Source organism: Streptomyces sp. LMG1-1-1.1 (genome assembly GCF_040815545.1).
In the GTDB taxonomy this organism is placed as follows: Bacteria; Actinomycetota; Actinomycetes; order Streptomycetales; family Streptomycetaceae; genus Streptomyces.
Map to the genome: position 1 here is coordinate 18,453 of NZ_JBFPNH010000046.1, position 24,907 is coordinate 43,359.

29 protein-coding genes and 1 tRNA gene are annotated in these 24,907 nt (G+C 68.8%); 19 read left to right on the forward strand and 11 right to left on the reverse strand.

Annotated features, from left to right (window positions below):
* The first annotated feature begins 30 nt into the window (after positions 1-30).
* From MRBLMG1_RS26480 to MRBLMG1_RS26510, 7 genes are all read left to right on the forward strand, one after another.
* The gene (locus MRBLMG1_RS26480) at positions 31-717 is read left to right on the forward strand and encodes an SDR family oxidoreductase (protein WP_367826629.1); all 687 of its coding nucleotides are present in this window, start codon (positions 31-33) and stop codon (positions 715-717) included.
* Between the two features lie 175 nt (positions 718-892).
* The gene (locus tag MRBLMG1_RS26485) at positions 893-1,900 is read left to right on the forward strand and encodes an NADP-dependent oxidoreductase (protein WP_367826630.1); all 1,008 of its coding nucleotides are present in this window, start codon (positions 893-895) and stop codon (positions 1,898-1,900) included.
* A 91-nt stretch (positions 1,901-1,991) separates the two neighbouring features.
* On the forward strand, positions 1,992-2,207 hold the full coding sequence (locus tag MRBLMG1_RS26490; RefSeq protein WP_367826631.1) for a hypothetical protein: 216 nt from the start codon (positions 1,992-1,994) through the stop codon (positions 2,205-2,207).
* On the forward strand, positions 2,204-2,605 hold the full coding sequence (locus tag MRBLMG1_RS26495; protein ID WP_367826632.1) for an alpha/beta fold hydrolase: 402 nt from the start codon (positions 2,204-2,206) through the stop codon (positions 2,603-2,605). Before MRBLMG1_RS26490 ends, MRBLMG1_RS26495 begins: the two co-directional genes overlap by 4 nt.
* Before the next feature lies 1 nt (position 2,606).
* The gene (locus tag MRBLMG1_RS26500) at positions 2,607-2,873 is read left to right on the forward strand and encodes an HU family DNA-binding protein (protein ID WP_367826663.1); all 267 of its coding nucleotides are present in this window, start codon (positions 2,607-2,609) and stop codon (positions 2,871-2,873) included.
* 118 nt (positions 2,874-2,991) lie between these two features.
* Complete coding sequence (locus MRBLMG1_RS26505) at positions 2,992-3,192, forward strand: cold-shock protein (RefSeq protein ID WP_367826633.1); 201 nt, start codon at positions 2,992-2,994, stop codon at positions 3,190-3,192.
* A gap of 66 nt (positions 3,193-3,258) precedes the next feature.
* A tRNA-Met gene (locus MRBLMG1_RS26510) sits at positions 3,259-3,332 on the forward strand.
* 189 nt (positions 3,333-3,521) lie between these two features.
* Here the strand turns inward: MRBLMG1_RS26510 and MRBLMG1_RS26515 are convergent.
* Positions 3,522-4,154 (reverse strand): TetR/AcrR family transcriptional regulator, encoded by a 633-nt coding sequence (locus tag MRBLMG1_RS26515; RefSeq protein WP_367826634.1) that lies wholly within the window; start codon positions 4,152-4,154, stop codon positions 3,522-3,524.
* Positions 4,155-4,269: 115 nt separating this feature from the next.
* Between MRBLMG1_RS26515 and MRBLMG1_RS26520 the strand changes: the two genes are divergently transcribed.
* Entirely contained in the window at positions 4,270-5,205 is a 936-nt protein-coding gene (locus tag MRBLMG1_RS26520) for an NAD(P)-dependent oxidoreductase (RefSeq protein ID WP_367826635.1), read from the forward strand.
* Between the two features lie 398 nt (positions 5,206-5,603).
* On the opposite strand, the gene MRBLMG1_RS26525 is transcribed toward MRBLMG1_RS26520, so the two are convergent.
* Entirely contained in the window at positions 5,604-7,004 is a 1,401-nt protein-coding gene (locus MRBLMG1_RS26525) for a helicase associated domain-containing protein (protein ID WP_367826636.1), read from the reverse strand.
* Positions 7,005-7,640: 636 nt separating this feature from the next.
* Here MRBLMG1_RS26525 and MRBLMG1_RS26530 point away from each other — a divergent pair.
* Entirely contained in the window at positions 7,641-7,871 is a 231-nt protein-coding gene (locus tag MRBLMG1_RS26530) for a hypothetical protein (protein ID WP_367826637.1), read from the forward strand.
* A complete protein-coding gene (locus MRBLMG1_RS26535) occupies positions 7,868-8,137 on the forward strand; it encodes a hypothetical protein (RefSeq protein ID WP_367826638.1) in 270 nt (89 codons plus the stop codon). The genes MRBLMG1_RS26530 and MRBLMG1_RS26535 overlap by 4 nt, the downstream gene beginning before the upstream one ends.
* Before the next feature lie 323 nt (positions 8,138-8,460).
* Here MRBLMG1_RS26535 and MRBLMG1_RS26540 read toward each other — a convergent pair whose 3' ends face one another.
* Together MRBLMG1_RS26540 and MRBLMG1_RS26545 are read right to left on the reverse strand one after the other, a co-directional pair.
* A complete protein-coding gene (locus MRBLMG1_RS26540) occupies positions 8,461-8,961 on the reverse strand; it encodes an allene oxide cyclase barrel-like domain-containing protein (RefSeq protein ID WP_367826639.1) in 501 nt (166 codons plus the stop codon).
* Between the two features lie 144 nt (positions 8,962-9,105).
* Positions 9,106-9,252, reverse strand: coding sequence for a hypothetical protein (locus MRBLMG1_RS26545; protein ID WP_367826640.1), 147 nt, complete (start codon positions 9,250-9,252; stop codon positions 9,106-9,108).
* Between the two features lie 55 nt (positions 9,253-9,307).
* Here MRBLMG1_RS26545 and MRBLMG1_RS26550 point away from each other — a divergent pair, with 55 nt between their 5' ends.
* Positions 9,308-9,751, forward strand: coding sequence for an exonuclease domain-containing protein (locus MRBLMG1_RS26550; RefSeq protein ID WP_367826641.1), 444 nt, complete (start codon positions 9,308-9,310; stop codon positions 9,749-9,751).
* A 457-nt stretch (positions 9,752-10,208) separates the two neighbouring features.
* Complete coding sequence (locus MRBLMG1_RS26555; protein ID WP_367826642.1) at positions 10,209-10,682, forward strand: hypothetical protein; 474 nt, start codon at positions 10,209-10,211, stop codon at positions 10,680-10,682.
* Between the two features lie 16 nt (positions 10,683-10,698).
* On the opposite strand, the gene MRBLMG1_RS26560 is transcribed toward MRBLMG1_RS26555, so the two are convergent.
* Positions 10,699-11,049, reverse strand: coding sequence for a Mu transposase domain-containing protein (locus MRBLMG1_RS26560; protein WP_367826643.1), 351 nt, complete (start codon positions 11,047-11,049; stop codon positions 10,699-10,701).
* Between the two features lie 280 nt (positions 11,050-11,329).
* Here MRBLMG1_RS26560 and MRBLMG1_RS26565 point away from each other — a divergent pair, with 280 nt between their 5' ends.
* On the forward strand, positions 11,330-11,458 hold the full coding sequence (locus tag MRBLMG1_RS26565; RefSeq protein ID WP_367826644.1) for a hypothetical protein: 129 nt from the start codon (positions 11,330-11,332) through the stop codon (positions 11,456-11,458).
* A gap of 107 nt (positions 11,459-11,565) precedes the next feature.
* On the opposite strand, the gene MRBLMG1_RS26570 is transcribed toward MRBLMG1_RS26565, so the two are convergent.
* On the reverse strand, positions 11,566-11,787 hold the full coding sequence (locus tag MRBLMG1_RS26570) for a hypothetical protein (RefSeq protein ID WP_367826645.1): 222 nt from the start codon (positions 11,785-11,787) through the stop codon (positions 11,566-11,568).
* Between the two features lie 177 nt (positions 11,788-11,964).
* Between MRBLMG1_RS26570 and MRBLMG1_RS26575 the strand changes: the two genes are divergently transcribed.
* Positions 11,965-12,348: a hypothetical protein gene (locus tag MRBLMG1_RS26575; protein ID WP_367826646.1), complete on the forward strand. Its 384-nt coding sequence runs from the start codon at positions 11,965-11,967 to the stop codon at positions 12,346-12,348.
* Positions 12,349-13,832: 1,484 nt separating this feature from the next.
* Here the strand turns inward: MRBLMG1_RS26575 and MRBLMG1_RS26580 are convergent.
* The gene (locus MRBLMG1_RS26580; RefSeq protein ID WP_367826647.1) at positions 13,833-14,303 is read right to left on the reverse strand and encodes an excalibur calcium-binding protein; all 471 of its coding nucleotides are present in this window, start codon (positions 14,301-14,303) and stop codon (positions 13,833-13,835) included.
* A gap of 167 nt (positions 14,304-14,470) precedes the next feature.
* Here MRBLMG1_RS26580 and MRBLMG1_RS26585 point away from each other — a divergent pair, with 167 nt between their 5' ends.
* Positions 14,471-14,695, forward strand: coding sequence for a hypothetical protein (locus tag MRBLMG1_RS26585; protein WP_367826648.1), 225 nt, complete (start codon positions 14,471-14,473; stop codon positions 14,693-14,695).
* Between the two features lie 36 nt (positions 14,696-14,731).
* Here MRBLMG1_RS26585 and MRBLMG1_RS26590 read toward each other — a convergent pair whose 3' ends face one another.
* On the reverse strand, positions 14,732-15,520 hold the full coding sequence (locus tag MRBLMG1_RS26590; protein ID WP_367826649.1) for an FAD-dependent oxidoreductase: 789 nt from the start codon (positions 15,518-15,520) through the stop codon (positions 14,732-14,734).
* Positions 15,521-16,272: 752 nt separating this feature from the next.
* Between MRBLMG1_RS26590 and MRBLMG1_RS26595 the strand changes: the two genes are divergently transcribed.
* Both MRBLMG1_RS26595 and MRBLMG1_RS26600 read left to right on the forward strand, forming a co-directional pair.
* On the forward strand, positions 16,273-16,611 hold the full coding sequence (locus tag MRBLMG1_RS26595; RefSeq protein WP_367826650.1) for a helix-turn-helix domain-containing protein: 339 nt from the start codon (positions 16,273-16,275) through the stop codon (positions 16,609-16,611).
* A gap of 245 nt (positions 16,612-16,856) precedes the next feature.
* The gene (locus MRBLMG1_RS26600) at positions 16,857-17,060 is read left to right on the forward strand and encodes a cold-shock protein (RefSeq protein WP_367826651.1); all 204 of its coding nucleotides are present in this window, start codon (positions 16,857-16,859) and stop codon (positions 17,058-17,060) included.
* A 497-nt stretch (positions 17,061-17,557) separates the two neighbouring features.
* On the opposite strand, the gene MRBLMG1_RS26605 is transcribed toward MRBLMG1_RS26600, so the two are convergent.
* The 3 genes from MRBLMG1_RS26605 to MRBLMG1_RS26615 form a co-directional block, all read right to left on the reverse strand.
* Entirely contained in the window at positions 17,558-18,883 is a 1,326-nt protein-coding gene (locus MRBLMG1_RS26605) for an MFS transporter (protein WP_367826652.1), read from the reverse strand.
* Positions 18,884-18,999: 116 nt separating this feature from the next.
* A complete protein-coding gene (locus MRBLMG1_RS26610; protein ID WP_367826653.1) occupies positions 19,000-20,169 on the reverse strand; it encodes an acyl-CoA dehydrogenase family protein in 1,170 nt (389 codons plus the stop codon).
* A gap of 14 nt (positions 20,170-20,183) precedes the next feature.
* Positions 20,184-21,740, reverse strand: coding sequence for an acyl-CoA synthetase (locus tag MRBLMG1_RS26615; protein WP_367826654.1), 1,557 nt, complete (start codon positions 21,738-21,740; stop codon positions 20,184-20,186).
* A 107-nt stretch (positions 21,741-21,847) separates the two neighbouring features.
* On the opposite strand from MRBLMG1_RS26615, the gene MRBLMG1_RS26620 reads away from it, so the two are divergent.
* Positions 21,848-22,480 carry a TetR/AcrR family transcriptional regulator gene (locus MRBLMG1_RS26620; protein ID WP_367826655.1) on the forward strand — a complete coding sequence of 211 codons (633 nt, stop codon included), beginning with the start codon at positions 21,848-21,850 and terminating at the stop codon, positions 22,478-22,480.
* 116 nt (positions 22,481-22,596) lie between these two features.
* Positions 22,597-23,784, forward strand: coding sequence for a serine hydrolase domain-containing protein (locus MRBLMG1_RS26625; RefSeq protein WP_367826656.1), 1,188 nt, complete (start codon positions 22,597-22,599; stop codon positions 23,782-23,784).
* The last annotated feature ends 1,123 nt before the right edge of the window (positions 23,785-24,907 follow it).

Consider the following 24,907-nt stretch of genomic DNA (forward strand, 5'->3'; position numbering starts at 1 on the left):
TTGTTGACGGCCGTAACGCTGGGAGTGGGCATGGAACTGAAGGATGCGATCGCGGTGGTCACCGGTGCCAACCGGGGGCTCGGGCGCCATCTGGCCGCCCAGCTCGTGGAGCGCGGAGCGATGGTGTACGCGGCGGCCCGGCGCCCCGAGACGGTGGACCTGCCGGGGGTCACCCCGCTGCGGCTCGACCTGACGGACGAGGAGTCGATCCGGGCCGCGGCCCGGATCGCGTCCGACGCGACGCTGCTGGTGAACAACGCCGGAATCTCCACCGGAACGCCGCTGATCGCGGGCGGCCTGGACGCGGTGCGCCTGGAGATGAACACCAACTTCTTCGGTCCCCTCGCCGTGACGCGGGCCTTCGCCCCCGTCATCGAGTCCAACGGCGGCGGCGCCGTGCTCAACGTCCTGTCGGTCCTGTCCTGGCTGCACCCGGCCGGCCTCGGAGCTTATGCGGCGGCCAAGGCCGCGGCATGGGCGCTGACCGGCGCGGCCCGGGAAGAACTGGCGCCCCGCGGCATCGCCGTCTCGGCGCTGCACGTCGGATACATGGACACCGACATGGCCGCGAGCGTTCCCGCCGACCAGAGGGCCGACCCCGCCGAGGTCGCCGCCCACGCCCTGGCCGGCATCGAGACGGGACTCCCCGAGATCCTCGCCGACGACATCACCCGTTACGTGAAGCAGAGCCTGGCCGCATCGCCGAACGCGGCGTGAGCGCACATCGCCCCACCGGCGGCCTTGATGCCCGGCGACTCGTACCGCGCCGATGACGGCCGCCCATCGCATAGGCGAGGGGCTCCAGAACAAACACAACAAAGTGCGTCGTAATGGCAGAAGCCCGGGACGCATTAAGGCCACGTCCCCATGCGGACGGGAACCGGAGACGACGATGAAGGCTTTCATGATCGAGCGGTACGGCGAAAAGGGCGGCGGTGGCCGCATCACCGAAGCCCCCCACCCGCAGGTGGGCGTCGACGACGTCCTGGTCCGGGTCCACGCGGCGAGCGTCAACCCGCTGGACTTCAAGATCCGCGACGGCGGCTCCAAGGCGATCCTGCCGTACCGTCTCCCACTCGTCCTGGGCAACGACCTCGCCGGCGTGGTGGCCGAGGTGGGATCGGACGTCACCCGGTTCGCGGTGGGCGACGAGGTCTACGCCCGGCCCGACAAGGACCGCATCGGCACCTTCGCCGAACTCATTGCCGTCCACCAGGACGACCTGGCGCCCAAGCCGGCCACCCTCACCATGGCGGAGGCCGCCTCCCTCCCTCTGGTCGCCCTCACCTCATGGCAGGCGCTGATCGAGAAGGCACAGGTCCGGCCGGGCCAGAAGGTCCTGATCCACGCGGGCTCCGGCGGAGTCGGCACCATCGCCCTCCAGCTGGCCAGGCAGCTGGGCGCACACGTGGCCACCACAGCGAGCGCGGCCAACGCCGCCCTGGTCAAGGAGCTCGGTGCGGACGTCGTCGTCGACTACCGGACACAGGACTTCGAGGAGGTCCTGGACGGCTACGACGTCGTCTTGGACACCCTCGGCGGCGAAACCCTGGAGAAGTCACTGCGCGTCCTCAAGCCCGGCGGGAAGGCCATCAGCATCGCCGGCCCTCCCGACGCGGACTTCGCCCGCGAGCTGGGTGCGAACCCGGTCCTGCGGCAGGCGATGAACGCGCTGAGCTGGAAGACCCGTCGCCACGCCAAGCGCCGGGGCGTCACCTACTCCTTTCTGTTCATGAAGGCCGAAGGCGACCAGCTGCGCGAACTCACCCGCCTCATCGACGCCGGAGAGATCCGCCCCGTCGTCGACCGCGTCTTCCCCTTCGACCAGACCCGCGAGGCGATGGAGTACGCCGAGAACGGCCGCGCCAAAGCCGGCAAGGTCGTCATCACGATGGGGTGAGGGCCAGCCCCTCCCACCCAAACCACGACCGGTAAGTCCCGGGCGACCAGAGGCCCCTGGCTCCCGTCGCCCGCCCCCACAGTGATCGATCATGAGCGCAACGCACAGTTCCCTCACGGCCACCCCCACCTCGTCGTATAAGGACGCGCCGACTCGTTCGGTGCCCGTGCACGGCGTCGACTTCGTCTACCGGCAGCTGGGCCGGGAAAGAGACGGCGTACCTCTGATCCTGCTCCACCACCTCGCCGCGATCCTGGACAACTGGGACCCCCGTGTCACGACGGACTCGCCGCCCGGCGACGGGTGATCACCTTCGATAACCGCGGAGTCGGCGCGTCGGGCGGCGTCACGCCCGACACTGTCGAGGCTATGGTCCGCGATGCGGTGCTGTTCACCCCCGCCCTGAACTTCGAGCAGGTCGACCTGCTCGGCCTGTCGATGGGCGGTTTCATCTCTCTGACGTCGTTCCGCGCCCAGCTGAGGGCCATCCGCCGTTGCTGCCTCCAACCGCCGGCCGACCTGTCTCGCATCGGCCAGCCGTTCCTGGTGGCCAACGGCGAGAGCGACCGGATGGTGCCGAGCGAGAACACCCTCGACCTGGCCGCGCGGCTCCCCCGGGGCGAACTCGTCCCCCTCTACCCGGACGCCCGACACGGGGGCATCTTCCAGTGCCACGACGAATTCGTCGCACAGGCACCGCAGTGAGCTGATTGCCGCCTTGGCCGACCGTGCCGAGGTGACCCGCAAGGACGCCGACGCTCTCCTGATGGCGCTCGCCGAGACCGTCGGCGACGTCGTCGCCAAGGGTGACGAGAAGGTCACCATCCCTGGCTTCCTCACCTTCGAGCGCACCCACCGTGCCGCTCGCACCGCCCGTAACCCGCAGACCGGCGACCCGATCGACCTCCCGGCCGGCTACAGCGTGAAGGTCTCGGCGGGCTCCAAGCTCAAGGAAGCCGCCAAAGTCAAGTAACACCTCCACCTCACCCCCGCTCTGACCCGACAGCCGCATGACCGATCAACCGGATCATGGGCCGCTGAGACGGGCACCGAACGTCTTCCCACAAGGGCAAGACTCCATCCTGTTTTCAGTGGCCAGCGGTACCGTGAAGTGGTTCAACGCGGAGAAGTGCTTCGGGTTCATCGCCCAGGGTGGCGGCCCGGACGTCTTCGCCCACTACTCCCACATCTCCGGCAACGGATTCCGCGAGCTCGCCGAGGGCGAGACGGTCACCTTCGACGTGACGCAAAGCCAGACGGGCCCTCAAGCCGAGAACACCGTCCGCGGCTGACCTGCCGGTCCCCACGTAAACGGCTTACCGTTCCGCATCGGACACTGTGTAGAGTGGTGTCACCGACGCGGGGTGGAGCAGCTCGGTAGCTCGCTGGGCTCATAACCCAGAGGTCGCAGGTTCAAATCCTGTCCCCGCTACGAAAGACAGGGGCCCGGCTGATGCCGGGCCCCTGTCGCGTACCCCGACCGACCGACCGACCGACAAGCGAGCCGGGCCAGGGCTCCGCCGGACCGTGTGATGCCCGGCGGCTGCGGCACCCTCAACCCCGGCAGCTGCGCCTCCATGCCCGACCCCGACCAAGGGGCGCGCGATGACGCTACCCGTGCCTAGCTACTTGCTGGCAGGGAAGTATCCGGCGGAGTCTCGGCGGTTTGGCCGACAGCGGCGTCGAGGAGGGGGCCGAGTTCTTGGACCACGGTCGTCAGGGCTCGGACGTTCTGCTCGGCGCGGGCGATGAGGATGGCCCCTTCCAGGGCGCTGATCATGACCGTGGCGAGCGCGTAGGACTTTTCCCGTGCCACTCCCATGTCCATCAGGGCCTGTCCCACTGGCCCGTTCCAGGTGGCGAACGCGGCGGACGCGGCCTGCTGTGTGGACTGGACGGACTCTGCACAGTCGACGGTGGCGGCGGCCACGGGACAGCCGGCCGCGAACCCCTTCTCGCGGTATTCGTCCGTCCATTGGCGCACCATCTCGGCGAAGAGTCCACTCGGCGTCGGCTCGGGCAAGGCTGCCAGGAATCGGGCGATTCGGCCGGCGGCGAACCGGCCTGACCAGTCCAGCGCCTCGTTCACCAGCTGTTCCTTGCCTCGGGGGAAGTAGTGCTGGAGTGAGCCGCGGGGCGCCTCGGCGTGCGCGGCAACCTCGCGCATCCCAGTGGCCGTGACCCCCTGGCGTCGGATGAGCTGGACCGCACTGTAGATCATCCGCTCGCGCGGCCCACGCTCCGGCACCGCCATCTCCGCTCTCTCCGTCCCTTGCATCAAAGCCTCCATCCTATGACCGCTGTCATAGACGGGACTACTATGACAGCGGTCATAGTCCTGGATCGCGGCCCGAAAGTGGTGGTTCCCCATGTATGTGGGATTTATCGGCCTGGGAGTCATGGGCCAGCCCATGGCCCTCAACCTCGCCCGCACCGGAATCCCTGCGGTCGTCTGGAACCGCACCCCCGAGCGGTGCGAACCCCTGAGAGCGGCCGGAGCCGTTGTCGCCACGAGCATCGACGAAGTCTTCGACCAGACCAGGGTCGTGATCCTGATGCTGGCCAACGAGAACGCCATCGACGCCGTCCTGGGGCGTGGCACTCCTGACTTCGCCGCCCGCGTCGCCGGCCACAGCGTGGTCCACATGGGCACCACCTCGCCCAGCTACTCCGCCACACTCCAGGACGACATCCGGGCCGCAGGCGGACGGTACGTCGAAGCCCCAGTCTCCGGATCCCGTACTCCCGCCGAACAGGGCCGGCTTGTGGGAATGCTGGCCGGCGACCAGGAGACCGTGGCCGAGGTACGCGCGCTGCTCACTCCGGTGTGCCACGAGATGTTCGACTGCGGAGCCGTCCCCGGAGCCCTGCTGATGAAGTTCTCCGTGAACCTGTTCCTCATCACGATGGTCACCGGCCTGGCCGAAGCCTTCCACTTCGCCGACCGGCATGGGCTCGACCAGCAGCTGCTCCAAGACGTCCTGGACGCGGGCCCGATGGCCAGCGCAGTCTCCCGCGTCAAAGGACAAAAACTGCTGGCCCGGGACTTCACGGTCCAAGCGGCCGCCTCGGACGTACTCAAGAACAACCAGCTCCTCACCCAAGCGGCCCGCGTTGCCCACCTGGCCTCCCCGCTCCTCGACGTCTGCCACGCCCTGTACGGCGAAACCGTCGCACGCGGTCACGGAGGCGAGGACATGGCGGCCGTAGTACGGGCGCTGGAAGCGCGCAGCGACAGCGTTCCTCCGACCGCAGCGCACGCACCGGCTGGGCCGTCGGGGAACACGGTCGCATCGTTGTCGTGACGCAGCCCCACGACAAGCAGGGGCTCGCTATGGAGGTGACGACGGAGCGTCAAGGATCCCCAGAGCCCCCAGCCCGCGGGCATCAGGCGGTCGCGCCAGTACTGCGGAGCGGCGCCTACCGTACGAAGGCTTGGCGGGTGTCAGGGCACCCGGTACGCCCGATCGGGACCCAGTAGCGAACAAAGGAGCCAGCCAGAGCGTATCTACGCCGCACCGGAGCGGGAGAGGTCTACCAATAGGAGTACGGGCGTGCCGTCGAGGGACCTTCCCTGCCTGGCCTCGGCCGGGCTGCGCCCGTGTAGGTCCGCATTCTCCGATGACCCTTTCCCGCGCACGGTGGCTTCTTCTGGCCCAAGGCACGGGGCAGCGAAACGCACTCCTGTCTGGTTCCGGCTTTGTCAGGGCATGTGCTCGCCGTACTCGGCCAGGAGCGTGCGGGGCCGGACTGCCTGGTCGTCGTCGGTGCGGCCTTTGCGCGTGCTCTTGTTGTTCCTCTTCCACACTCCGAGCCGCCTCTCGGTTTCGTCGGCGGAATGCGGCTGAGGCATGCGGTCGTGTTCGGCGGCCCAGACGCGCAACTCGTCCAACCTGGCATTCCAGGCATCCTCCTGCGGGGTCCATGCCCAGCCGGGTAGTTCTTCCAATGCGGCCCTGCGTTCCGCGTTGCAGGTGGTTCGCCGGGTTCGGAAGGAGTTGACCATGCTGCCGATCCGGTGTCCGCCCCATTGTTCTCGCTGCTTGATGCTGCCGACGCTCCGCTGTGTCTCGGCAGCTAAGTCTTGGAGAATCACGACCTTGGCCAGGAAATCCTCCTCGAACGGGTCCCACATCCATCCCGAAAGTGAGCCGACAGCCTCGAGCTTCCAGGCCGGCAGGTCCGCGCCCTGATCGGTCAGCCGCGTGCTGGTCGTACGCAGGTTGTTTGCCCAGACGGTGGCTTCGCGTGCGTGCATCACGCTGTCCCCCGCGCCGCCCTCGTTTAGGACCGCGGCCCGGTAGCGGTCGCACGGACGGCGGAACGATGCATCGAAGGCGTTCTCGATCGACCACGAGGGGTAGTCGGACAGACGTCGGGCGCGCTCGGGGTCCAGCTGGCCACTGGCCGCCAGAGCACGCTGCTTGCGGGCCCACCGAGCCAGGTTCACACCGACAACCGTGACTTCCTCATCGGCCCGGTTGCAGTGACCCTTGACGGCCTCGTAGTCGACGAGCGCCGCGTACATGCGCGCCCACCGCTCCTTGTGCAGGTTCCGTTCCACTCGAAGTGCCGCTTGCCCGAGCCGGTCGCGGATCCACCGTTTGGCCAGCGCCTGATTCCGCGGACCGGCGAACGAGGCCTCGCGGTAGCGGTCGGCCTCGGCTCGGACCACCATGCCTAGTCCGGCCAAGTGGTCCAGTACGTCGGCTGCGACGTCTTCGGCAGCCGCCGCGAACCCGACAACCACATCGAACCGCGGATCCAGCGGTTCAAGGCGCGTCTCGCGGATCCGCACCACCGCCAGCCCCGCCGCGCGAAGACGCGCGGCCTTCGCAGCGTCCTTGTCCTCCTTGCCCTTGTGCCACCAGACTCCGTCAAACTCCAGCACGAGGGACGGGTTGCCGTGCTCATCGACGGCGACGATGTCCACCCGCGCGGGGCGATTGTCGGTATCCAGCACCTGGTCGCAGTCTGGGTCGATGCGCAGCACTGTTGCCAGCTCGGCCTTCAGCAGAAGCTCCTGTACGGACGTTCCCACAAGGCGGCACCTGGGGCAGGCCTTGGTGCCGTTGTCCTTCTTGCCACCGGTGAAGGCGTTCACGCTCCGCGGGAACGACGGGTGCTGCGTGGGGTTCGTGTCGCAGACCAGAGCACCACACGGCTGCTGCCGACGCTCAACTCATCCGCGGTGATACCCGAGCCCCGGGGTGTCCAACCTCGCGACGTCCTGCGGGTAGAGGTCCGAGAGCCTGTTGGTGGAGGACATTCGGTGACCGGCGCAGAACGGGCAGCCCTGGCCGCGGCCGTCGTCAGGCCAGCGGTGGTCGTCGGCCTCCGAGCAAATCCGAATGCCACCAGGACCTGTGGTGATCAAGCAATTCTCCCGGCCACCAGTGTCGTCCTGCTTCCGCTCCAGCCTCGCAGGCCCTGCCTCTGGCATTCCACGGCCCTCTGACAGGCCAGGCGAGGACCGCACGTGACCTCCCTGGTGACCGAATGCGGAAGCAGGAGAACAGGGACCGCCAGGCCGACCCGGCGCCACGGGACAAGACCGTGAGACACAAACGCCGTGACCCACAAACGAGAAACACGAAAGAGCCCAGGTCGCCCCATCGGTATAAGTAGCCGTTGTCTTTCTGGACTTGATCGGTGGGTTTCCGCTGGTCCGGCGTGAACTCCGTGGCATCGAGAAAGAGTCGGGCCGTTACGTCTGTCGGTTATGACACGGAGGTTGTCGATGCCTTCGGTCATGGGCCTATTGGAAGCGCGCGAGACGGCCGCGCAAGTTCGGGTCGAAGAGCTCTGCGAGGCGGCGGAGAGGGTGCTGGCCGAGCTTGCGAAGGCGGAGGCGGTGCTGGAGCGGCGGGCCATCGCCCGCGTGGAGCTGGCCGAGGCCCTGGCTGGGCCGGAGAGCCGGAGGCCGAGCACCCGCCGGAGTCAGCGCTGGCCGTTGCCGAGTCCCCGGTGACGGGGTCGGTGGTGCCGCACTGGCGGGTGGGCCTGACGATGGAGGTGCCCGCGCCGGACTACCAGCGGCTGGTGGACGTGCTGGAGGCGGAGGGGGAGGCAGGCGGGTCAGGGCTGCGGGCACGGAAGTCGCCCGCACGCATGGGCCTGGAGTCGGTGCGGGCGAAGGCCGAGGGGGTGCGGTCGAAGTTGAAGCGGCTGGTGGAGCGGGGTTGGCTGGCCAAGGAGCGTCCCGGGGTGTTCGCGCCGAGGCGGGCTGCCGGGTGACGCTTCGGCTCCGGTGGCGGGCGAGGCGGCGTCCCCTGAGCATGGTCATCGACCACAGCACGGCGGCTTCGCTGCTTTCGGGCAGGGTCTCGTAGTCCCGGCCAAGGCGCCGCGAGCGCATCAGCCAGCTCAGCGCCCTCTCCACACCCCCCACCTGCGTGGGGGCACCACGAACCCACTCATGTCGTTAGTGCGTTTAACGATCTGAAGGGTGAGCGGCCCTGACGTCCCCTGACCCGCAATTCCTTTTGTGCGACTGTCTCCGATGGTGTAACGCGAGGGGAGAAGGCCGGATTCCGGGGTCAGGTGGACGTCGGGGTCCGTCAGACGAGGTGGATCGTGAAGCGCCTCACGACCTTGGGGTCCGTCGCGATCGTGTCGGAGTGGACCGAGCCGCGAGCCTTCTCGTACTTCCCGGTGCCGCCAGTGATCGCGTTGTCGAAGGGGCCCTGGTCGAGGTAGTTGAAGTACATACCCTGCACAGTGAGCTGGCCGCCCGGGAGGGTGTAGGTCACGACGCACTGCTCCGCTTCATCGGCGCCGCCCCGGGTGGTGGTGCAGATGCCGTGGGTTTCGCCGACCTTGTTGTGTGCCTCGTCGAAGAGGTCCGAGCGGACGACGACTTGATCGCCCTGCGAGACGCTGCCGGGGGTGACGGGGAAGCGGGTCAGCTGCTGCACCTCGGCCAGGACCGTGATGATCCGGGCCTTATCCCTGGCCTGGGCGGAACCGGTGTCCGTCGCGGCGGCCGCGACGGGGGTGCAGGCGAGGAGGGTGACCAGCGTGGCCGTGCCGAGGCAGGCCGCTCTGATGGGGCGCATCATGCGACTCCTGAGGTTGATGTTCGGGAATGACCGGATGGCGAACTTTCATCCGATTTCGTTCGATTCCCTTCATAACCTCGCCTCTGCCGCGCCGCGGAGCACCCCGGCACGACCCACCGGCACAACCAGCCGGTCGGACCAAAGTCAGGCGGCGGAGCTCGGCACGAAGGCGAACGGCAGCTCCAGGCGATGCCGGGCCATGGGCTCCTCGTTGGCGACGATCCCGCCCGTCGGTTTGGACGACGCGGTCAGGATGTGCGGCGGCCGCCGGCCTGGTTCCGCCAGCGCCAACAGGTGGGGCGATGGGCGCAGGGGCTGCCGGCGGATCCCTCGCTGCTGGTCCTCGATGTCCAGACCGCCGGCCTGGGTACTCAGGGCTGGGCGGTACAGACCGCCGGCCTGGGTACTTCAGGCCTGGGCGGTACGGATCGCCGCGCTGGACAACCAAGGGTGCACCCTGGTCAACGAGCTGCTCAATCCGCGCCTGCCGCTCCCGGCTGAGGCCAGCCGGCTCCACGGCATCACCGACACCTCTGTCGCTCGCGCTCCGAGCTTCGGCGACCTGCTGCCGGAGCTGAGAGGCGTGGTGAAAGGGCGGCGCTGCACCGCCTACAACGCCCGCTTCGACAAGGACGTCGTGGACCGGGAACTGTCGCGCCTTCACGGCAGTGTCTTGCCTGCTCGGGCGCCGCTCGAACCAAGGCGCTGGGAGGACGCGATCGGGCCGGCCGCGGTGACCAGGGGGATGCGGCTGGCAGACCGCTCGCTCTACCTGCGGCAGCCTCTGTGAGGAGGGTACGACGCGGCAGAGAAGTGCCGAGGTCTGCTGCACCGCCTGCACGAATTGGCCCGTGCGGCTACGAAGCCTTTCCAACGCGCCGGGCACGCGGTCTGGCCTCGCAGGTAGAGACGTGTCCCACGACGTGGTGCGGCCGTGGAACAGCGGGCAGTGGGCAGTGGGAAGGGCACGAGAGGAGAACGGCGAAAGCCGGACGATGCCGCCGGTGTCTGCGCCTGGGCCGGGGCGCGGACACGGCAGCGCAAGCGGCCGAGGTTTGATCCCGCTGAAGTGGTTGCCCGGCGGTGGTGGCATGGACGCCTCTGGCGTCATGGAGTAGCCCTGCCCGATCGAGGTGGAGCGCGTCGGATGGGCTGCTTGATCGTTGATAGGGAGACGGACGAGGAGAGGAGTCCAGCCCCCGTAGGTACCGGCTCCCCGAGGCGAAATGGACCGAAGGGCAGGTGCGGTGGACATCACGGTGCAGTGGATCAAGACGTCCTGGACGAAGCAGTCTCGGGGCGGGGAGGCTGCTGCCCGCAGAAACGCAGCGCCGGTCGGCTTCCCGTTGCCTCAGGTGCCGTCTGGATTTGCCCACTTCGTCCAGATGGCCGAGCGGGAAGGCTTCGAGCCGCGTCCGAGCCAGAAAGACTTCCGTGAGGTCGGTGTCAGCCTGCGGGACGAAGGTGATCGGCTGCGAGTGCTCGCTCGTGTGGAGCCGCTCGTCGGGTTGCCTCCTCGGCCGCGCAGGCCGCCGGCAGTTCGACTGCTTCCCGGGCAGTGGGTCCGCTGGCAGTTGAACTACCGGTTCACCAGCGCCCTGGGGATCCGCGGTTGGTCGTACTGGCTGGACACGTTCAACATCGCTTATGGCCCCGTCGACTGGGATGTCTTCCTGTCAGAACCGACCGTGATCGTCGATGAGTGTGGGCCAGTTCGATAGAACAGGCCCACTGCGCTCAGACGGCTTCGGCGATCAGCCGCTCATGCCGGGCAACCTGGTCTCGGCCGTCATAGACGACCGGCTCGGCGGCGTGCAGCATCGCTCGGACGTTCGGACGTTCCGACGTTCGGACGTTCGGACGTTCGGACGTTCGGACGATCAGCCGGACCGGCACCGAGTAGCGGTTGGTGCGGACGCTGATCTGGCTGTAGCGGTCGACCCGCAGGGTGAAGAGCCGGCCCGGCGCGAAGGGCTCCGGCGGCAGTGGCGCCTGCAGAGGCTGCTCGGCCGCGAAGTACTCGCCAATCGTGCGAGGACGGGACCGGATCCGGCGGGCGTCGTCCTCCTGGTCCCACCGGTCGATCATCGCGCTGAGCTCGGCGGGCGTCGCGACCTCGGGCGCGGCATCGAAACCCCGCGGCCCACCGACCCCGACCCCCTCGCCCCGGCTGGAGCCCCGGGGCCGGCGCCGACAGTCCGCGTGTCGACGACGGCCTCGTCCTGGACCCGGACCAGCGGCAGCTCGAGGTGCTTGGCCTCACCGATGACCGGGAGTCGCTCGACCGCGTCCTCGCCATACACCCGGTAACCAGCCGGTTCCGGTCCGCTGGCAGGAGTCCGGCTCAGCTCCCTCGTAGAAGCACAGGGTGGTCGCCGGCACGCCGGAGCGTTCAGCGAGCTGGGAGATCCTCATCGTGCGCTGGTACGAGGACACCTCGCCGGGCATCCGCCACACCGCCCACCGCCCCGCGCACAACTGGAAGAGCAGGCCCTGAGGCCTTCAGGACCTCCACGACCCGCTTCGCCTTCCTCTTCTCGGTTGCGTTGCAGTTCGAAGCGGATGTATTCCTGCGGTAAGGCGAACGGTCGGGGCGGCTGCTTGTCACCACTCGGGGTGTACGTCGTGGCTGTCGTAGCGGGAGCCTGTCTGGGTGATCCAGGGCCTGAAGCGGCCGGGTCCGGAGTCTTCGTGGGCGTAGGACACAGGTTCCTCGGTCTCGTCGGTGACGATGACGGCTCCGGCCTTCTGTGCGCAACGCAGTGCGTGTGTCCAGTGCCGGCCGTGATGGCCGGTGCGGTAGTCGGGGGGCTTGCATTCGGTCATCGGGTTTCACCGCCGTGTGACGTCCCGTGCCTGCCCCTGCGGAGCGAACAGGCGCCCGGTTGGTGCCGAACATGCAGAAATACCCCATTTATGCAATTTTGAACATCTAGGTGGTCGGCAATCGGGCAGGCCCGGGCCACGGTCCACCACGTCAGGCCGTGCAAGCCGGGAGAAACGATGCCGTCATCCGTCTCCGTCCTCCTCTACAGCAGCAACGCCGACACCCGGGCACAGATCCGGCTGGCCGTCGGCCACAGCCCCGCGCCCGACATCCCGCCGATCACGTTCGTCGAATGCGCGACCCTTCCTGCGGTCCTGCTGGCACTGGACACGACCCGATTCGACGCCTGCGTGCTGGACGGCGAAGCAGTCCCCGCCGGCGGCATGGGCGTGTGCCGACAGATCAAGAATGAGGTCTTCCAGTGCCCACCGGTCCTCCTCCTGATCGGACGGCCACAGGACGCCTGGCTGGCCGCATGGAGCCAGGCCGACGCCACAATCACCCTGCCCGCGGACCCGACGGAAACCGCTGCATCCCTCGCCACACTGCTCCGCGCGTGAGGATCTCTCAGGAGGCGCGCCCTCATACCCCGGCGCACTACTGGCGCACCACGCCGGGAGCCTCCGCGCGGCTCAGCATGCAGCTCGATTTCTAGAGGCGCTCGGGTGCCTTCCGGACTGGCGAACGGCTGCCGTCCGTTTCAGCGGCACTTGATCGCTTGACGCGGAGCGTCGGCCGTGTGGTGCGAGGTGGCTGCAAAGCTAAGCAGCATGCCGCGTACGGTCAGTGCATGTACGACCGACGAGACCAGGACCAGGACACCGAAAAGGCGGCGCCCCAACACCTCGCCCCCGCCGTCGGCGGCGCCACAGAGGCCGAAGCAGTGGTCTTCGTGTGCGCAGCATGCGAAGTCCCTCTGACGGGCCCCCTCACTCGGCTGCCCGCGGTTCCCGAGGCGCCGTACTACGAGTGGTGGAACGCCGAGGAGCCCGGTCCGTCCCCGCCGACTGTCCCGTCAGGCTGCTATGCCATCGAGACGGAACCATACGGCGCCCCCCTGGTGGCCTCCGAAGTCCCCGCGCAGGCGATGCCCCGCTACGGGACGATAAGCAACCAGCACGGGCAATACCTCGTGTCCCAAGGCCCGCGAGGCAACATCGTCATCAACCCCGACGACGCCCACGGCCTGGAGTACCATCACGCGTCCTCCGCCTGCTGCGGAGCAACACCGACCGGCGGAATGAACCAACTCTGCACCTGCGGAACCCTCGTCGCCACGCTCTGCTCAGACTGCTGCTGCCCCTACGAACTACATCTCTCACCCGACCACGTCCGCGCCGTCGGCCCCTGACGTGAGAGTGGACCGCTCTCACTGCTCGCCGACATCGCCACGTCTGTCAGGCAGCGGCTGCTTCCGATAACCACCGACATTCGCTGCCAGGCCGCCCCAGTACAGCCAGGGCGCCTTGCAGCAGGTCGCCGTGGCTAACGGTCTCCGCGGTTGTCCCAGGTCAAAGTCCTGCCGATGCTGCTCCCCGCGCCCGCGGGGGCGTAAGAGCGCTTCCGGGTGCATGATCCGCTCCTGAAGCTGACCGACCTGAGGACGAGGGCCGCTTGTCCGGCTGGATGACCGGCACCTTTGCCGAACTTGCCGCAGCTGAGACTGGGGCAGCTATCCGTAAGCTCACCGCTCCGGTGCCCACCCGCTTGCCGTACCCGACGCCGTCCGCGTGATTGACCGGTTCCGGGCCGGGACGGGTGGCCTGCGCGTCACCCTCGCGTGGCCCGCCCGGCTGCGCGGCACCGCCTACCCCGCACCAGCGGCGGCGTCATCCGCCACGGCGTGCCTTGAACCGCCCTCAGCATCGCGCGCCGGTGCGCACGCCAGACCTGCGGCGGCATCGTCCCCGCCCCGTACTGAATCGAGCACGGCACCGCTACCGAGCCGGCGATGGAGTGGCACCCCGCCGGCCGGATCCGCTGCACTGAGCTCACACACTGAGCAGCCCGGCGGCGTGATGCTGAAGCGCGGGCGCTTGCCGGATCAACCCGCACGGCGCAGACGCCGTGCGGCGAGGTACGCGCCTGCCACAGCGGCTCCGATGGACAGAGTGAGACCCACGCCCATGCTGAGCCCGGACGGACGGAACGCTCCGCCGACCCCCGCCCGGGTGCCGCGACTTGGAACGACAGGAACGGGAACGACGGGGGCCGCGGACTCCGGAGTGGTGGCAACCCCCGGGTTCACCGGCCGGAGGGCCGTAGGGCTGGGGCTCACCGGGGGCACCGTCACCATGCCGCGCCTGGGCAGTGCTTCGCAGGCGATGCCGTCATCGGGGCCCTGGTCCTCGTCGAGCCGGTTCGGGTCGCTCGGGTCCCGGTTGAACTTCGCCTGGGCGTCTTCCTGGAAGCGGAAGTCCCGGCAGTTGAGATCCTGCGCGTGAGCGACACCGGACAAGGGGGCGAGAGAGGCGATGGCCAGGGTTATGCCGGCGACCACGCTGCGACTGCTCATCGGAAAGACCTCCTCGGTTCCTGCGAGCGTCACTTCACGCTAAAAGCTGCTTACGTCCGGAGCGCGTGACGCTAGGCCAAATAGGGGCCACGCTTTGTCTCTCTCGGCCCCTGTGGCTGTCACGAGGTGACCGAGAAGGCGCGCACAGCGTGGTGTGCAAGGAGCCGATGCTGCTCTCCCGCAGCCTCATCTGGCAGCACGTCACCGAGCTGATCCTGGCAGGATTCCAAGCAGGTCATCCCGCTCTATCCACCGTCTGCACCCACCCTGATCCCCTCGACATCGCCTACGCAGACCGCCAAGCACTTCATGGAAACTTCCGCAACTGGGCTCAGCTCACCGCGCATGTCGTGACCGCACTCGAACGCACAGGCCGCGACCATCCGGTGTGACTTCCCGACCCTTGGGGTGGTGCCACCTTCATGTCTTCACTGCGCGGTGTGCGGCAAGCTCCTGATCACTTCGCTAGCGGCGCGTTCGCCGGATTCGATGGCGCCTTCGATGTATCCGGCGTGCTCGCTCGCTGTCTCGGTCCCGGCCCAGTGGAGGGCGCCGACCGGTTGGGATGGCATGGGGAAGTACCCGTCGGTGGTTCCCGGGGTCGCCAGCGCCGCGTATCCGCCGCCGACGAGTTCGTCGAGGTGCCACGACTTCTCGTGCCAGCTCGCAGGGGTGAGAACCTCGGGACCGAGATGCGGGACAAGCCGGCGCAGCAGCGCCCGACTCCGGCCTGCGGCGCCCAGCCGGTCGAGCTTGCGGGCCTCCGCCCCCGCCACGAGTCGAAGCCTTCGGTGCTGCTGTTCAGGTTGAGGGTACGGATGCGGCCGGGCTGGGGGGCTGGGGTCGCGTGCGGCTGCTTCGATGGTGTCGTGGTACGTGGTCAGGTCCAGGGTGCAGGTGTTGCTGCCGTGGCGCAGGGCGTTGGTGCCGAGCTCCGAAACGACGGGGATCACGGTGTCGGTGGCCTTGGATGCGAGGGCTGGTACGAGCCCTTCGAGAAAGTGCCGGGCGCTGTCGCGTGCGCTGGTGGCGGATGTTGTCGAGCGGAGGCTTGTGGTGACGCTCGTGCTGTCCATCTGGTCGCCCGGTGTCCGTCGATGTCGGGCTGTCTGCCTGGGGCGTGTGTCCCGGTTGCGGCCGGTTAATCCGGCCTGCTCCCGCACCTGCCACTGTTCGAGGGCGATTATCTCGCTGCCGAACAGACGAAAATCTGTCATGGCCAGAGTAGACATTAGGGGGTGGCGTGGTTATGGTTTCTCTCGTAGCTCAGAGAGGCCGCAGGGCTTGGCAGAGACGAACTGCCGGGCAGGAGTACCCGCAGTACACGCAGTTGCAGGACGGTGCGGTGGTGGAGTTTCGAAGCCAGGGTTGTTGCAGGACGGCGACGGGACTGACGGCCGGACCGGGCGGCCCGCAGTGATCAGGGGCCACCGTGAGCGGGACCGCGGTCATGGCAGACGCGGCACCCCTTAAGTGCGGAACGCAGTACGCAGCAGTGAAGTCAGTGAGCAGTACCCCTGGTGAAGGCGTCGGCTGCGGGCGCGCGCACCGGGAAGTTCGGCAGTGGGGTTCTAAGCCAGAGCGGACGCAGGACGGGCGACGGGGCTGGCTGCCGAAGAGTGCAGTACGCAGTAAGGCAGTACCGGCATCACCGGCAGTAATGCAGTACCGGCAGTACGCGGTTCCCGGTTGGTACGTAGTTGATCACCGAGGGAAGAAGCGGAGGGACGAAGCACCATCAGGATCGCCCGGACGGGAGTCTGGAGTCCGGGTACCGCAGGACATCGTGAGTGAGGTGGTCTCCGGTCAAGCAACCGCGATCCCCGCAGCCCCGGCATCGGTCAGGTCGGGTCCGCGGACACAGAAGGCCGGCGCGGTATCAGGGCCGGCAGGTGCTGTAGTAGTTCCTTCGGGGCCCTGGTGCCGTACGGCGCCAGGGCCCCTCCACGCGTTGCAGAGAGAGGTGCAGATGACAGCAGAGGACCCACACGGGCGTCTCGACGACGATGACTACCCCGCTTACACGATGGGCCGGGCCGCCGAAATGCTCGGCACCACCCCCGCCTTCCTGCGCGCCCTGGGCGAACACCGCCTGATCACCCCGCTGCGCTCCGAGGGCGGTCACCGACGCTACTCCCGCTACCAGTTGCGCATCGCGGCCCGCGCCCGGCAACTCGTCGACCAGGGCACCCCCATCGAGGCCGCCTGCCGCATCATCGTCCTCGAGGACCAGCTCGAGGAAGCCCAGCGCATCAACGCCGAATACCGCCGCGCCGCCGAAGCGGCAAAGCCGCCGGCCGCGGCCTGAGACCATGCGCCCCCAGACACCGGTCAACCCCGCGGACACATGGCAGGGCGTGAGACATGAAGCGTTTCCTGTGGTGACAGTGGGTGTGACCGTGTACCGTCCCCGTTAGCTGTCGTGGTTCGGATCTTCCCTTTGCCCATGCCTTCGGCGTGGGCTTTTTTGCTGTGCTGTGCCGCAGGGACCAGGGCGATCACCTCCGCCTTCCGCATGGTGCGGGAGGCGTTCATCGACTGGAAGGCATGGATATGGCTACCGGAACTGTGAAGTGGTTCAACGCGGAGAAGGGCTTCGGCTTCATCGCCCAGGACGGCGGCGGCCCGGACGTCTTCGCCCACTACTCGGCGATCAACTCCTCGGGCTTCCGCGAGCTCCAGGAGGGCCAGACCGTGACGTTCGACGTCACCCAGGGCCAGAAGGGCCCCCAGGCGGAGAACATCACCCTCGCCTGACCCTTCGCTGCCCGTAGGGGCGAAGAGCCCAGCGGCATAGTGCGTGGTGAACAGGTTCGGGGCCGTGCAGCCAGGAGCGGCACGGCCCCGAATATTTCAAGGCGCAGGCGATCAGCAGCGAGCTTCGGGTACGCGTTACCGGGTGGTCCCACGGGGCATGCGGTCACAGGCCGGGTCTGAATAGCGCGGGAGCTGTGGGGTGTTGCCGCTCGTGGCGCTGGCCGTGATCGTTGACCGGCGGTTCTTCCGCTGTCTCAGGTCGATGGCGCAGCGGGCCGGTCTCACGCACGTGGCATTTCCTCAGGGGGCCCGCCGACCGGCCGGGGAGCAGATGAGCCGTCGATGCCCGTTCTCATCGAACCTGGATGGTTCTCACTGCAGTTTGGCGGGTGCAAACCGGGCGTCGCTTCGCTCTACCGCGTACTCGCCCGCTGTCTGGTACGCAGCCCTGTACCGGAGAGCGCCCCACTCTTCGTTACATCGGTCGCACTGGCGGCTCAGTGTGCGTCGTTCACCGGCTTGTGGTCCAGGCCCAGGCGGCGGGCGTCGCGCTCGGGTCGGATGGCGGTCAGGGCGAGCGCGCCCGCGGTGAGCATCACTGCGGCGGCGGTAAGGAACGCCGCGGTGTAGCCGGCGGCGGGAGACTCGGCCGCGTCGATGAGGTGGCCGGTCAGGGAGGGGGCGACGAGGCCGGGCAGGGTGCCGAGTCCGGCGACGATGCCGAATACGGCGCCGCGCTGGGAGGTGGGTACGACCTCGGCCGCGGTCATGTAGTGCAGGGGGATGGCGATGGCGATCGTGCCGAAGGCCAGTCCGATCAGGACCAGCCGGGGCGCGGTGCTCTCGACGAGGGGGAAGGCGGCCATTGCGCAGCCCGCGATGCTCACCGCGATGCTCTGGGCCGCTCCGCTTGACCAGCGGCTGCTGACGCCGCGCGCCTTGAGCGCGTCCACGACCGGGGAGACGGTGAGCAGCAGGACGAGGCCGTAACCGGAGATGAGGCTGATCGTGGTCGCCGCGGACCCCGCCGACATGTCCAGTTCGGTCCTGAGGTAGGCGGGCAGCCAGGCGTGGCTGAGGGAGAGCGCCCATGCCGCGCCGAACGCGCTGGCGATGCTGCCGAGGATGGTGCCGGTCGACAGGAGCTTGCGGTACGGCAGTCGGGGACCGGTACCACCACCCATGGCGCCGGCGCGGGTGTGGTCGTGAGGGCCGTCGTGGCCTAGGCGCCACCACACCAGTGCCCAGATCGCGCTGACGGCGGCGAGGACTGCGTATGCCGAGCGCCATCCGTATGCCTCGATGAGCCAGGTCACCAGGGGTGCCGCAATGAGCGTGCCCAGGGCCGCCCCGCCGATCTGGAGGGCTGAGGGCAGGGCGCGGCGCTCGGGCGGGAACCACTTGTACAGGGCGTGCATGGACATGGAGGCCGCCGGTCCCTCGGCGGCGCCGAGCAGGATGCGGCCGGCGAGCAGGGTGGGCACCGAGGCCACGGCCAGGACCGGTAGCTGGGCGACGGCCCACAGCAGTGTCATGCCGAAGAGCAGGACGCGGCTGGAGAGGCGGGCGGAGAGGAAGCCGACGAGCAGTCCGGAGAGGCTGAAGAGGAAGTAGAAGGAGCTGGAGATCAGGCCGTAGGTGCTGTTGGTGAGGTTCAGCTCGTCCATGATCGGGACGGCGGCGAGGCCGAGGACCGATTTGTCGGCGAAGTTGATGACCATGAAGGTCACGATCAGGGCGGTGATCAGCCAGGCGCGGCGGCGGTCGGGAGTGGGGGCGGGGGCGGCGGTGTGCCGCGACTGCGCGGTGGTGTGCGGTGCCATGGGGCGACTCCTGCGGATGCGGGTGGAGCAGGGGATGTGCGGGTGGGCGGTTTCCCCGTGGTCGCGGGCCCCGGCTGAGCGGGGCCCGCGGTGCCGCCCGGACACCAAGGGGTCGGTCAGATCAGGCCCTTGGCGATGGCGTTCTTGTGGATCTCGGTGGTGCCGGTGACGATCCGGAACATGCGCAGGCTGCGGAAGATCTGCTCGACCTCGTGGCCGCGGGTCAGCCCGGCCTTGCCGTGGATCTGGACGGCCTGGTCGGCGACGCGGAAGGCCGCCTCGGAGGTGAACAGCTTGCACATGTTGGCCTCGACGGAGACGTTGTCGCCCCGGTCGGCCTTGGCGGCGGTGGCCATCACCATCGAGCGGGCGGCGTAGATCTCCGTCGCCATCTCGGCGATCTTGTGGTGGATCGCCTGGTGGGCGAGGAGCGGCTGTCCGAAGACGACGCGGTTCATGGCGTAGGCCACCGACAGGTCCCAGGCGCGGCGGGCGGCGCCGATGAGGGACGGGCAGTGCAGCAGGCGGTTGAGGGTGATCCGGCCGATGCCGATGCGCAGGCCCTGGCCGATCTGGCCGAGCAGGTTCGACGCCGGGATCCGGCAGTCGTCGAAGACGAGGTCGCCCTCCATCTGCTGCCCTGACATGGGGACTTCGCCCTCCAGGACAGTGCAGCCGGGGGTGTCCAGGTCGACGAGGAAGGCGCTGTACGCCTCCTCCTCGCCGGCCATGCGGGCGACGACGATCGCGAAGTCCGCGAAGGGGGCGGCGGAGGAGAACACCTTCTTGCCGTTGAGGACGTAGCCGTCCCCGTCCGGGGTGGCGGTGGTCGTCATCCGGCGTACGTCGGAGCCCGCGTCCTCCTCCGTGATGGAGAAGCAGCAGGCCCGCTCCCCCCGGACGACGGGCATCAGGTAGCGCTCCCGCTGCTCCTCGGTGGCGTACTTGACGATCGCGCCGACGCGCAGGGGGCCGCCCATGTCGCCGAGGACGGAGTGGGAGAGCGCGGCGCCGGAGGCGGTCAGCTCCTCCTTGAGGGCGCACAGTTCGGAGAAGTTGAGGCCCTGGCCGCCCAGCTCCGGCGGGAGGCTGATGCCGTAGAAGCCGAGCTCCGCGCTGCGCTTCCAGACGTGTTCGAGGGTGGTGCGGTCGAGTGTGGTCTCCGCGGTGATGCCGTGCTCGCGCTCGTAGGGGATGAGCTCGTCACGCAGGTAGGAGCGCAGGCGTACGACGAGGGTCTGGAGGCGGGGGTTGTCGTCGTAGGTGGGTTCGAGGGTGAAGGGCATGCCGGGTGTCCTGTTCAGTTGACGCGGCGCTCGGCGCCCGCCCAGTAGCGGTCGCGGATGGCGCGGCGGTCGATCTTGCCGTTGGGGTTGTGGGGCAGCGCGGCGACGAAGTCGACCGAGCGGGGCTTCTTCATGCGGGCCAGGTGCTCGGCGCAGAAGTCGACGAGTCCGGCCTCCGTGAGGGTGGCGCCGTCGCGGGGCACGACGACCGCCTTGACGGCCTCGCCCCACTGCTCGTCCGGGACGCCGACGACGGCGGCCTCGTAGACGCCGGGGTGCTGGTGCAGGACGGACTCGACCTCGACGGCGTAGATGTTGAAGCCGCCGGAGACGATCATGTCCTTCTTGCGGTCGACGATGAAGACGTAGCCGTCCGCGCGGCGGCGGGCGAGGTCGCCGGTGTGGAACCAGCCGTCGCGGAAGCTCTCCGCGGTGAGGTCCGGCTCGTTGTGGTAGCCGGGGACGACGTCGGGTCCGCGGACGGCGATCTCTCCGATCTCGCCGTCGGTGACGGGCTTTCCTTCGTCGTCGACGATGGCGATCTCGGCCTCGGCGAGCGGCCGTCCGCAGGACAGCAGCAGTTCCTCGTCCTCGCCGTCGATCGCCCGCCGGTGGTCCTCGGTGGAGAGGAACAGGACGCCGGAGGTCGTCTCGCCGCAGCCGTATCCCTGGGAGAGGACGGGGCCGAAGAGGCCCCAGGCGGCCCTGATGCGGGCCGGTGACATGGGCGCGGCGCCGTAGATCAGCTGGCGCAGGCTGGAGACGTCGTAGTCGCGGGCGTTCGGCAGCGCGAGGACGGTGTTGACCATGGTCGGCACGACGAAGGCATGGGTGGCGCGTTCGCGCTGGACGGTGGCGAGGAACTCCTCGGCGTCCCAGCGCGGCAGCACGATCGCACAGCCACCGGCGAAGAAGATCCCCATCAGCGGCATACCGGAGGCGTGGGTGACCGGCCCGGCCAGGATCTGACGGCTGCCGGGTCCGACCCGGGTGTCGGCGCTCATCACCGACTTGCGCATCAGCGCGAGCCGGTTGCCGCAGGTCTGGACGGCCGCCTTGAGCTTGCCGGTGGAGCCCGAGGTGAAGTGCAGTACCGCGATGTCGCCGTCCTCGCACTCCGTGTCGACGGGTTCCGGCTCGGTGCCCGCGAGGGTCTCGGGATAGCCGGGGCCGAGATCGCTCAAGCCGTCGTAGCCGAGGACGGTCTTGACCGCTGTGCCGGGGACCGCAGCGCGCACGATGTCCAGGTGCGCGGCATCCGTCAGGAGGACGGAGGCGTCGGACTCGGCGAGCAGATGGGCCACCTCGGCGGCGCCGAGCCTGGCGTTGATCGGTGCCCGGGCGAGGCCGGCCTTGTAGAGGGCCACCTCCGTGACGACCAGTTCCGCCCGGTTGGCCGCGAGGGTGGCCACGCGGTCGCCCCGGTTCAGGCCGAGGGCACGCAGGGCCGTCGCGAGCCGGTCGCTGTGCTCGTCGAGTTCCGCATAGGTCAGCCGGACAGGGCCGCAGACCACGGCCTCGGCATCGGGTTGGTGACCGGCAGTCCGGCGTACGTACCGCCCGAGGTTCATCGCATCTCCAGAGTTTCCGAACGCTGTGTCTGATAACAAGCTTGGTGTGCGGCAACGTAAAGGCGGCGTTAGGGTCAGGTCAACGGTTCGGACGAGAAGGAAACGAAGTGGACATGAAGCCCGCGGGAGACCGCCGCGTCCGCAGGACGCGCGCCGCACTGCGCCAGGCCCTGGTCGAACTGGTCCTGGACAAGGGGTTCCACACGGTCACGGTCGAGGAGATCACCGAGCGCGCCGACGTCGGCCGCGCCACCTTCTACGCGCACTACCGCGACAAGGAGGACCTCCTGGTCGGCATCGTCCGCGACCTCGCCGAGGACCGCGAACGCCTCCTGCCGGCGGTCCGGCAGGCACACGCGGAAGGGTTCACCGGACTGCCGGTGAAGTACATCTTCGAACACGCCGAACAGGAAAGGCCCGTCTACCAGGTCATCCTGCGAGGCGAGGGGGACGGCCGGGCCCTACGCGAGTTCACCGACCTCATCCGCACACACGCCGAAGCCGCCTTCCGCGCGCGGGCCGAGCAGCTCGCGGTCACACCGAGGATCCCTCTCGACATCGTCGCGCGGGCCTGGACCGGTGAACTCATCGGCCTGCTGACCTGGTGGGTGGAGAACGACACCGGCTACGGCGCCGCCGAGATCACCGCCCACCTGCGCGACCTGTCGGTCTACGGGCGCGTCTGGGCCACCGGGCTCACCCCGTCCGACGCGCCGGGGGCCCTCGACCTCACCCCCTGAGGCACCCTAGCCCGCGCGGTCGTCTTCGTCTCCACCCGCCCATCTCTGGTCGAGTTACCGAACAATGTGTACGGTAACCAGCCGGTAGGCGCACGACCGAAGAGCGGAGCAAACACATGACAAGCATTCCCTCGTTGGCCGACCTCATCTGGGCGCGGGGATACACCGATCCCTCCTGGGCCCGACGGCACACAACGTCGGGCCGGGAACTCGTTCCGAGCCGCCGTGTCTGGCGGGGCTCCGGCACCCCCTCCCCGCTGCCCGCCGCACCGGTCGGCGCCCTCGACGGCCTCACCTTCACGGCGCCGCACGGCCGCTCCCTCACCCTCCCGGAACTCCTCACCCTGGCGGAGACCGACGCCCTCCTTGTCATACACCGCGGCACCCTCGTCCACGAGGAATACCTCCACGGCTACGAGCCGCATGCCCCGCACTTCAACGCCTCCGCCGCGAAGTCCTACCTGGGCCTGCTCGCCGCGGTCCTCGCCCACGACGGACAGCTCGCCCGCGACGCCCGGGTCACCAAATACGTCCCCGAACTCGCCGGCACCGCCTTCGGGGAGGCCCGGGTCGACGACCTCCTCCACATGGGCACCCTGATGAGCTACGCGGGCCGCCCGTACGACAAGGCCCTCGAAGCACAGCGGTACTTCGCCGTCCTCGCCCCCCAACTGCGCCCCTACGGCTACACCGGGCCTACCACGATCCGCGAACACCTCGCCACCGCGCGGCCGACCGGCGAGCCCGGCACCGAGTTCCGCTACGAGAACGGCAACGCCGAAGCCCTCGCGGAAGTCCTGCGCCGCGTCACCGGCACCACCACCTCGGCCCTGCTGTCCGAGATGATCTGGTCCCGCATCGGCGCCGAGGAGGACGCGTACTACCTCCTCGACGCGGACGGGACCGAGGCCGCCGCCGGCGGATTCAGCGCCACCGCCCGCGACCTGGCCCGCCTGGGCGAGATGATCCGCTGCGGCGGCGCGATCGGCGACCGCCAGATCGTCCCCGAAGCCGTCGCCACCACCATCGTCTCCGGCGTGCCCGACGGCTACCCCCGTCGCGTCCGCTTCCCCGCCGCTCCCCACGACGCGCCGGCCACCCTCTCGTACCACGACCTGTGGTGGATCCCGAACGACCCCTACGGGTCCTTCATGGCCAGCGGCATACACGGCCAGCGCCTCTTCGTCTGCCCCACCCTCGACCTGGTCGTCGTCCACTACGCCTCCCAGATCGTCTCCCCGGCCGTCCCCCCGGCACCCCTCGTCCAGGCGTTCCTCACGATCGGCGCCCACCTCCACCGGTGACCAGAACCCCAAGGACCACCGGGGCCTGGGTAACCCCGAGCCGGCAGGCCGCGGACGCTGGCAACTACGAGGCTGGAGGGTGACCGATTCGACGATGCGGCTCGGGTCTCACGACGGCCAAGCCCTGTCTCACGAACGTGGCCATGAGCTGGTCGGCAGCGTCGCCGCCGTCATCTTCTCCTCGGACGGCCCGGGTAGGAACCAGCCGGGCGCAGCGGGACTCCGTTCTCGAGGAACGCGAGTCGGATGGTGGCGAGGCTCGTTCGCGGGCGCTGCTGTTCGTTGAGAGTGGCCTGGACGGTCGAAATCAGCGCGGCTGCCTGGGCCTGCCCAGCGGCCTCTGCGGCGGCGGCTTGTCAGTGGCCGGCCTTCCACGCGAAGAAGCCCGTCGTGATGCTGCCCAAGATGGCCGACCCGGCGGCGATCAGGGCGATCCCCCACTCACTCATACGGCGGATCCTGCCACGCGGTTGCACGAGCGTGTTGCCGATCTTGGACTGGAGGTTGAGAAGGCCGGGTCAGCGGCTCCACGGGGCCCATCAGCCAGAGGGTGGTCCGTCGGCTTCCTGCTCGTCGCGGGCGGACACCGCCGCTTCGCCCTCAGTCTTGGCCGCGGCGGGAGTGAGAGCGGTTTCTTGTCGGTCGCCAATCAGGACGTCGTAGGCGATCTGAAGAACTTCATGGCTTTTGAGGTGGTGGAAGGCTTCGCGGAAGAGCTGCGAGACCTCCGCCAACTCAGCGGCACACGGACGCGGGGCGGAGGGCGGTTCGGCCGGGCTCCACGGCTATGGGATGGTCACGGGCGGCGGGGTGGTCGACTGGGGGAGTCGGCGGGCCGGTATGCGGTAAAGGGCAGAGACGAACTCGCCATACGCCGATTCCAACTGGTCGGCGTACCGTCGGGCCTCCTCGAGACGGCCGTTCTGAAGGTCAGCAGCCATGTACGGGGCGGCAGTCAGCCACGCCCGTGCCGCGACCCTGCCCGTTGCGATGGTTTCCAGTGTGCGGGCCTGTTCTGCCTGCTCTGCTGCTGCCCGCGCGGCCGTAGCGTCCTGCCCGCCGCCCCGCGGCCGCATCGCTCTGGTTGGTGGACTTGGGGAAGCCGGGGGCGGAGCACACGGGC

Coding starts and splice junctions, on each gene's coding strand:
- MRBLMG1_RS26480 (WP_367826629.1), top strand. CDS start 31: ATGGAACTGAAGGATGCGATCGCGGTGGTCACCGGTGCCAACCGGGGG.
- MRBLMG1_RS26485 (WP_367826630.1), top strand. CDS start 893: ATGAAGGCTTTCATGATCGAGCGGTACGGCGAAAAGGGCGGCGGTGGC.
- MRBLMG1_RS26490 (WP_367826631.1), top strand. CDS start 1,992: ATGAGCGCAACGCACAGTTCCCTCACGGCCACCCCCACCTCGTCGTAT.
- MRBLMG1_RS26515 (WP_367826634.1), bottom strand. CDS start 4,154: ATGGCGGTGCCGGAGCGTGGGCCGCGCGAGCGGATGATCTACAGTGCG.
- MRBLMG1_RS26520 (WP_367826635.1), top strand. CDS start 4,270: ATGTATGTGGGATTTATCGGCCTGGGAGTCATGGGCCAGCCCATGGCC.
- MRBLMG1_RS26530 (WP_367826637.1), top strand. CDS start 7,641: ATGCCTTCGGTCATGGGCCTATTGGAAGCGCGCGAGACGGCCGCGCAA.
- MRBLMG1_RS26540 (WP_367826639.1), bottom strand. CDS start 8,961: ATGATGCGCCCCATCAGAGCGGCCTGCCTCGGCACGGCCACGCTGGTC.
- MRBLMG1_RS26550 (WP_367826641.1), top strand. CDS start 9,308: ATGTCCAGACCGCCGGCCTGGGTACTCAGGGCTGGGCGGTACAGACCG.
- MRBLMG1_RS26560 (WP_367826643.1), bottom strand. CDS start 11,049: ATGATCGACCGGTGGGACCAGGAGGACGACGCCCGCCGGATCCGGTCC.
- MRBLMG1_RS26570 (WP_367826645.1), bottom strand. CDS start 11,787: ATGACCGAATGCAAGCCCCCCGACTACCGCACCGGCCATCACGGCCGG.
- MRBLMG1_RS26575 (WP_367826646.1), top strand. CDS start 11,965: ATGCCGTCATCCGTCTCCGTCCTCCTCTACAGCAGCAACGCCGACACC.
- MRBLMG1_RS26580 (WP_367826647.1), bottom strand. CDS start 14,303: ATGAGCAGTCGCAGCGTGGTCGCCGGCATAACCCTGGCCATCGCCTCT.
- MRBLMG1_RS26585 (WP_367826648.1), top strand. CDS start 14,471: ATGCTGCTCTCCCGCAGCCTCATCTGGCAGCACGTCACCGAGCTGATC.
- MRBLMG1_RS26590 (WP_367826649.1), bottom strand. CDS start 15,520: ATGACAGATTTTCGTCTGTTCGGCAGCGAGATAATCGCCCTCGAACAG.
- MRBLMG1_RS26595 (WP_367826650.1), top strand. CDS start 16,273: ATGACAGCAGAGGACCCACACGGGCGTCTCGACGACGATGACTACCCC.
- MRBLMG1_RS26600 (WP_367826651.1), top strand. CDS start 16,857: ATGGCTACCGGAACTGTGAAGTGGTTCAACGCGGAGAAGGGCTTCGGC.
- MRBLMG1_RS26605 (WP_367826652.1), bottom strand. CDS start 18,883: ATGGCACCGCACACCACCGCGCAGTCGCGGCACACCGCCGCCCCCGCC.
- MRBLMG1_RS26610 (WP_367826653.1), bottom strand. CDS start 20,169: ATGCCCTTCACCCTCGAACCCACCTACGACGACAACCCCCGCCTCCAG.
- MRBLMG1_RS26615 (WP_367826654.1), bottom strand. CDS start 21,740: ATGAACCTCGGGCGGTACGTACGCCGGACTGCCGGTCACCAACCCGAT.
- MRBLMG1_RS26625 (WP_367826656.1), top strand. CDS start 22,597: ATGACAAGCATTCCCTCGTTGGCCGACCTCATCTGGGCGCGGGGATAC.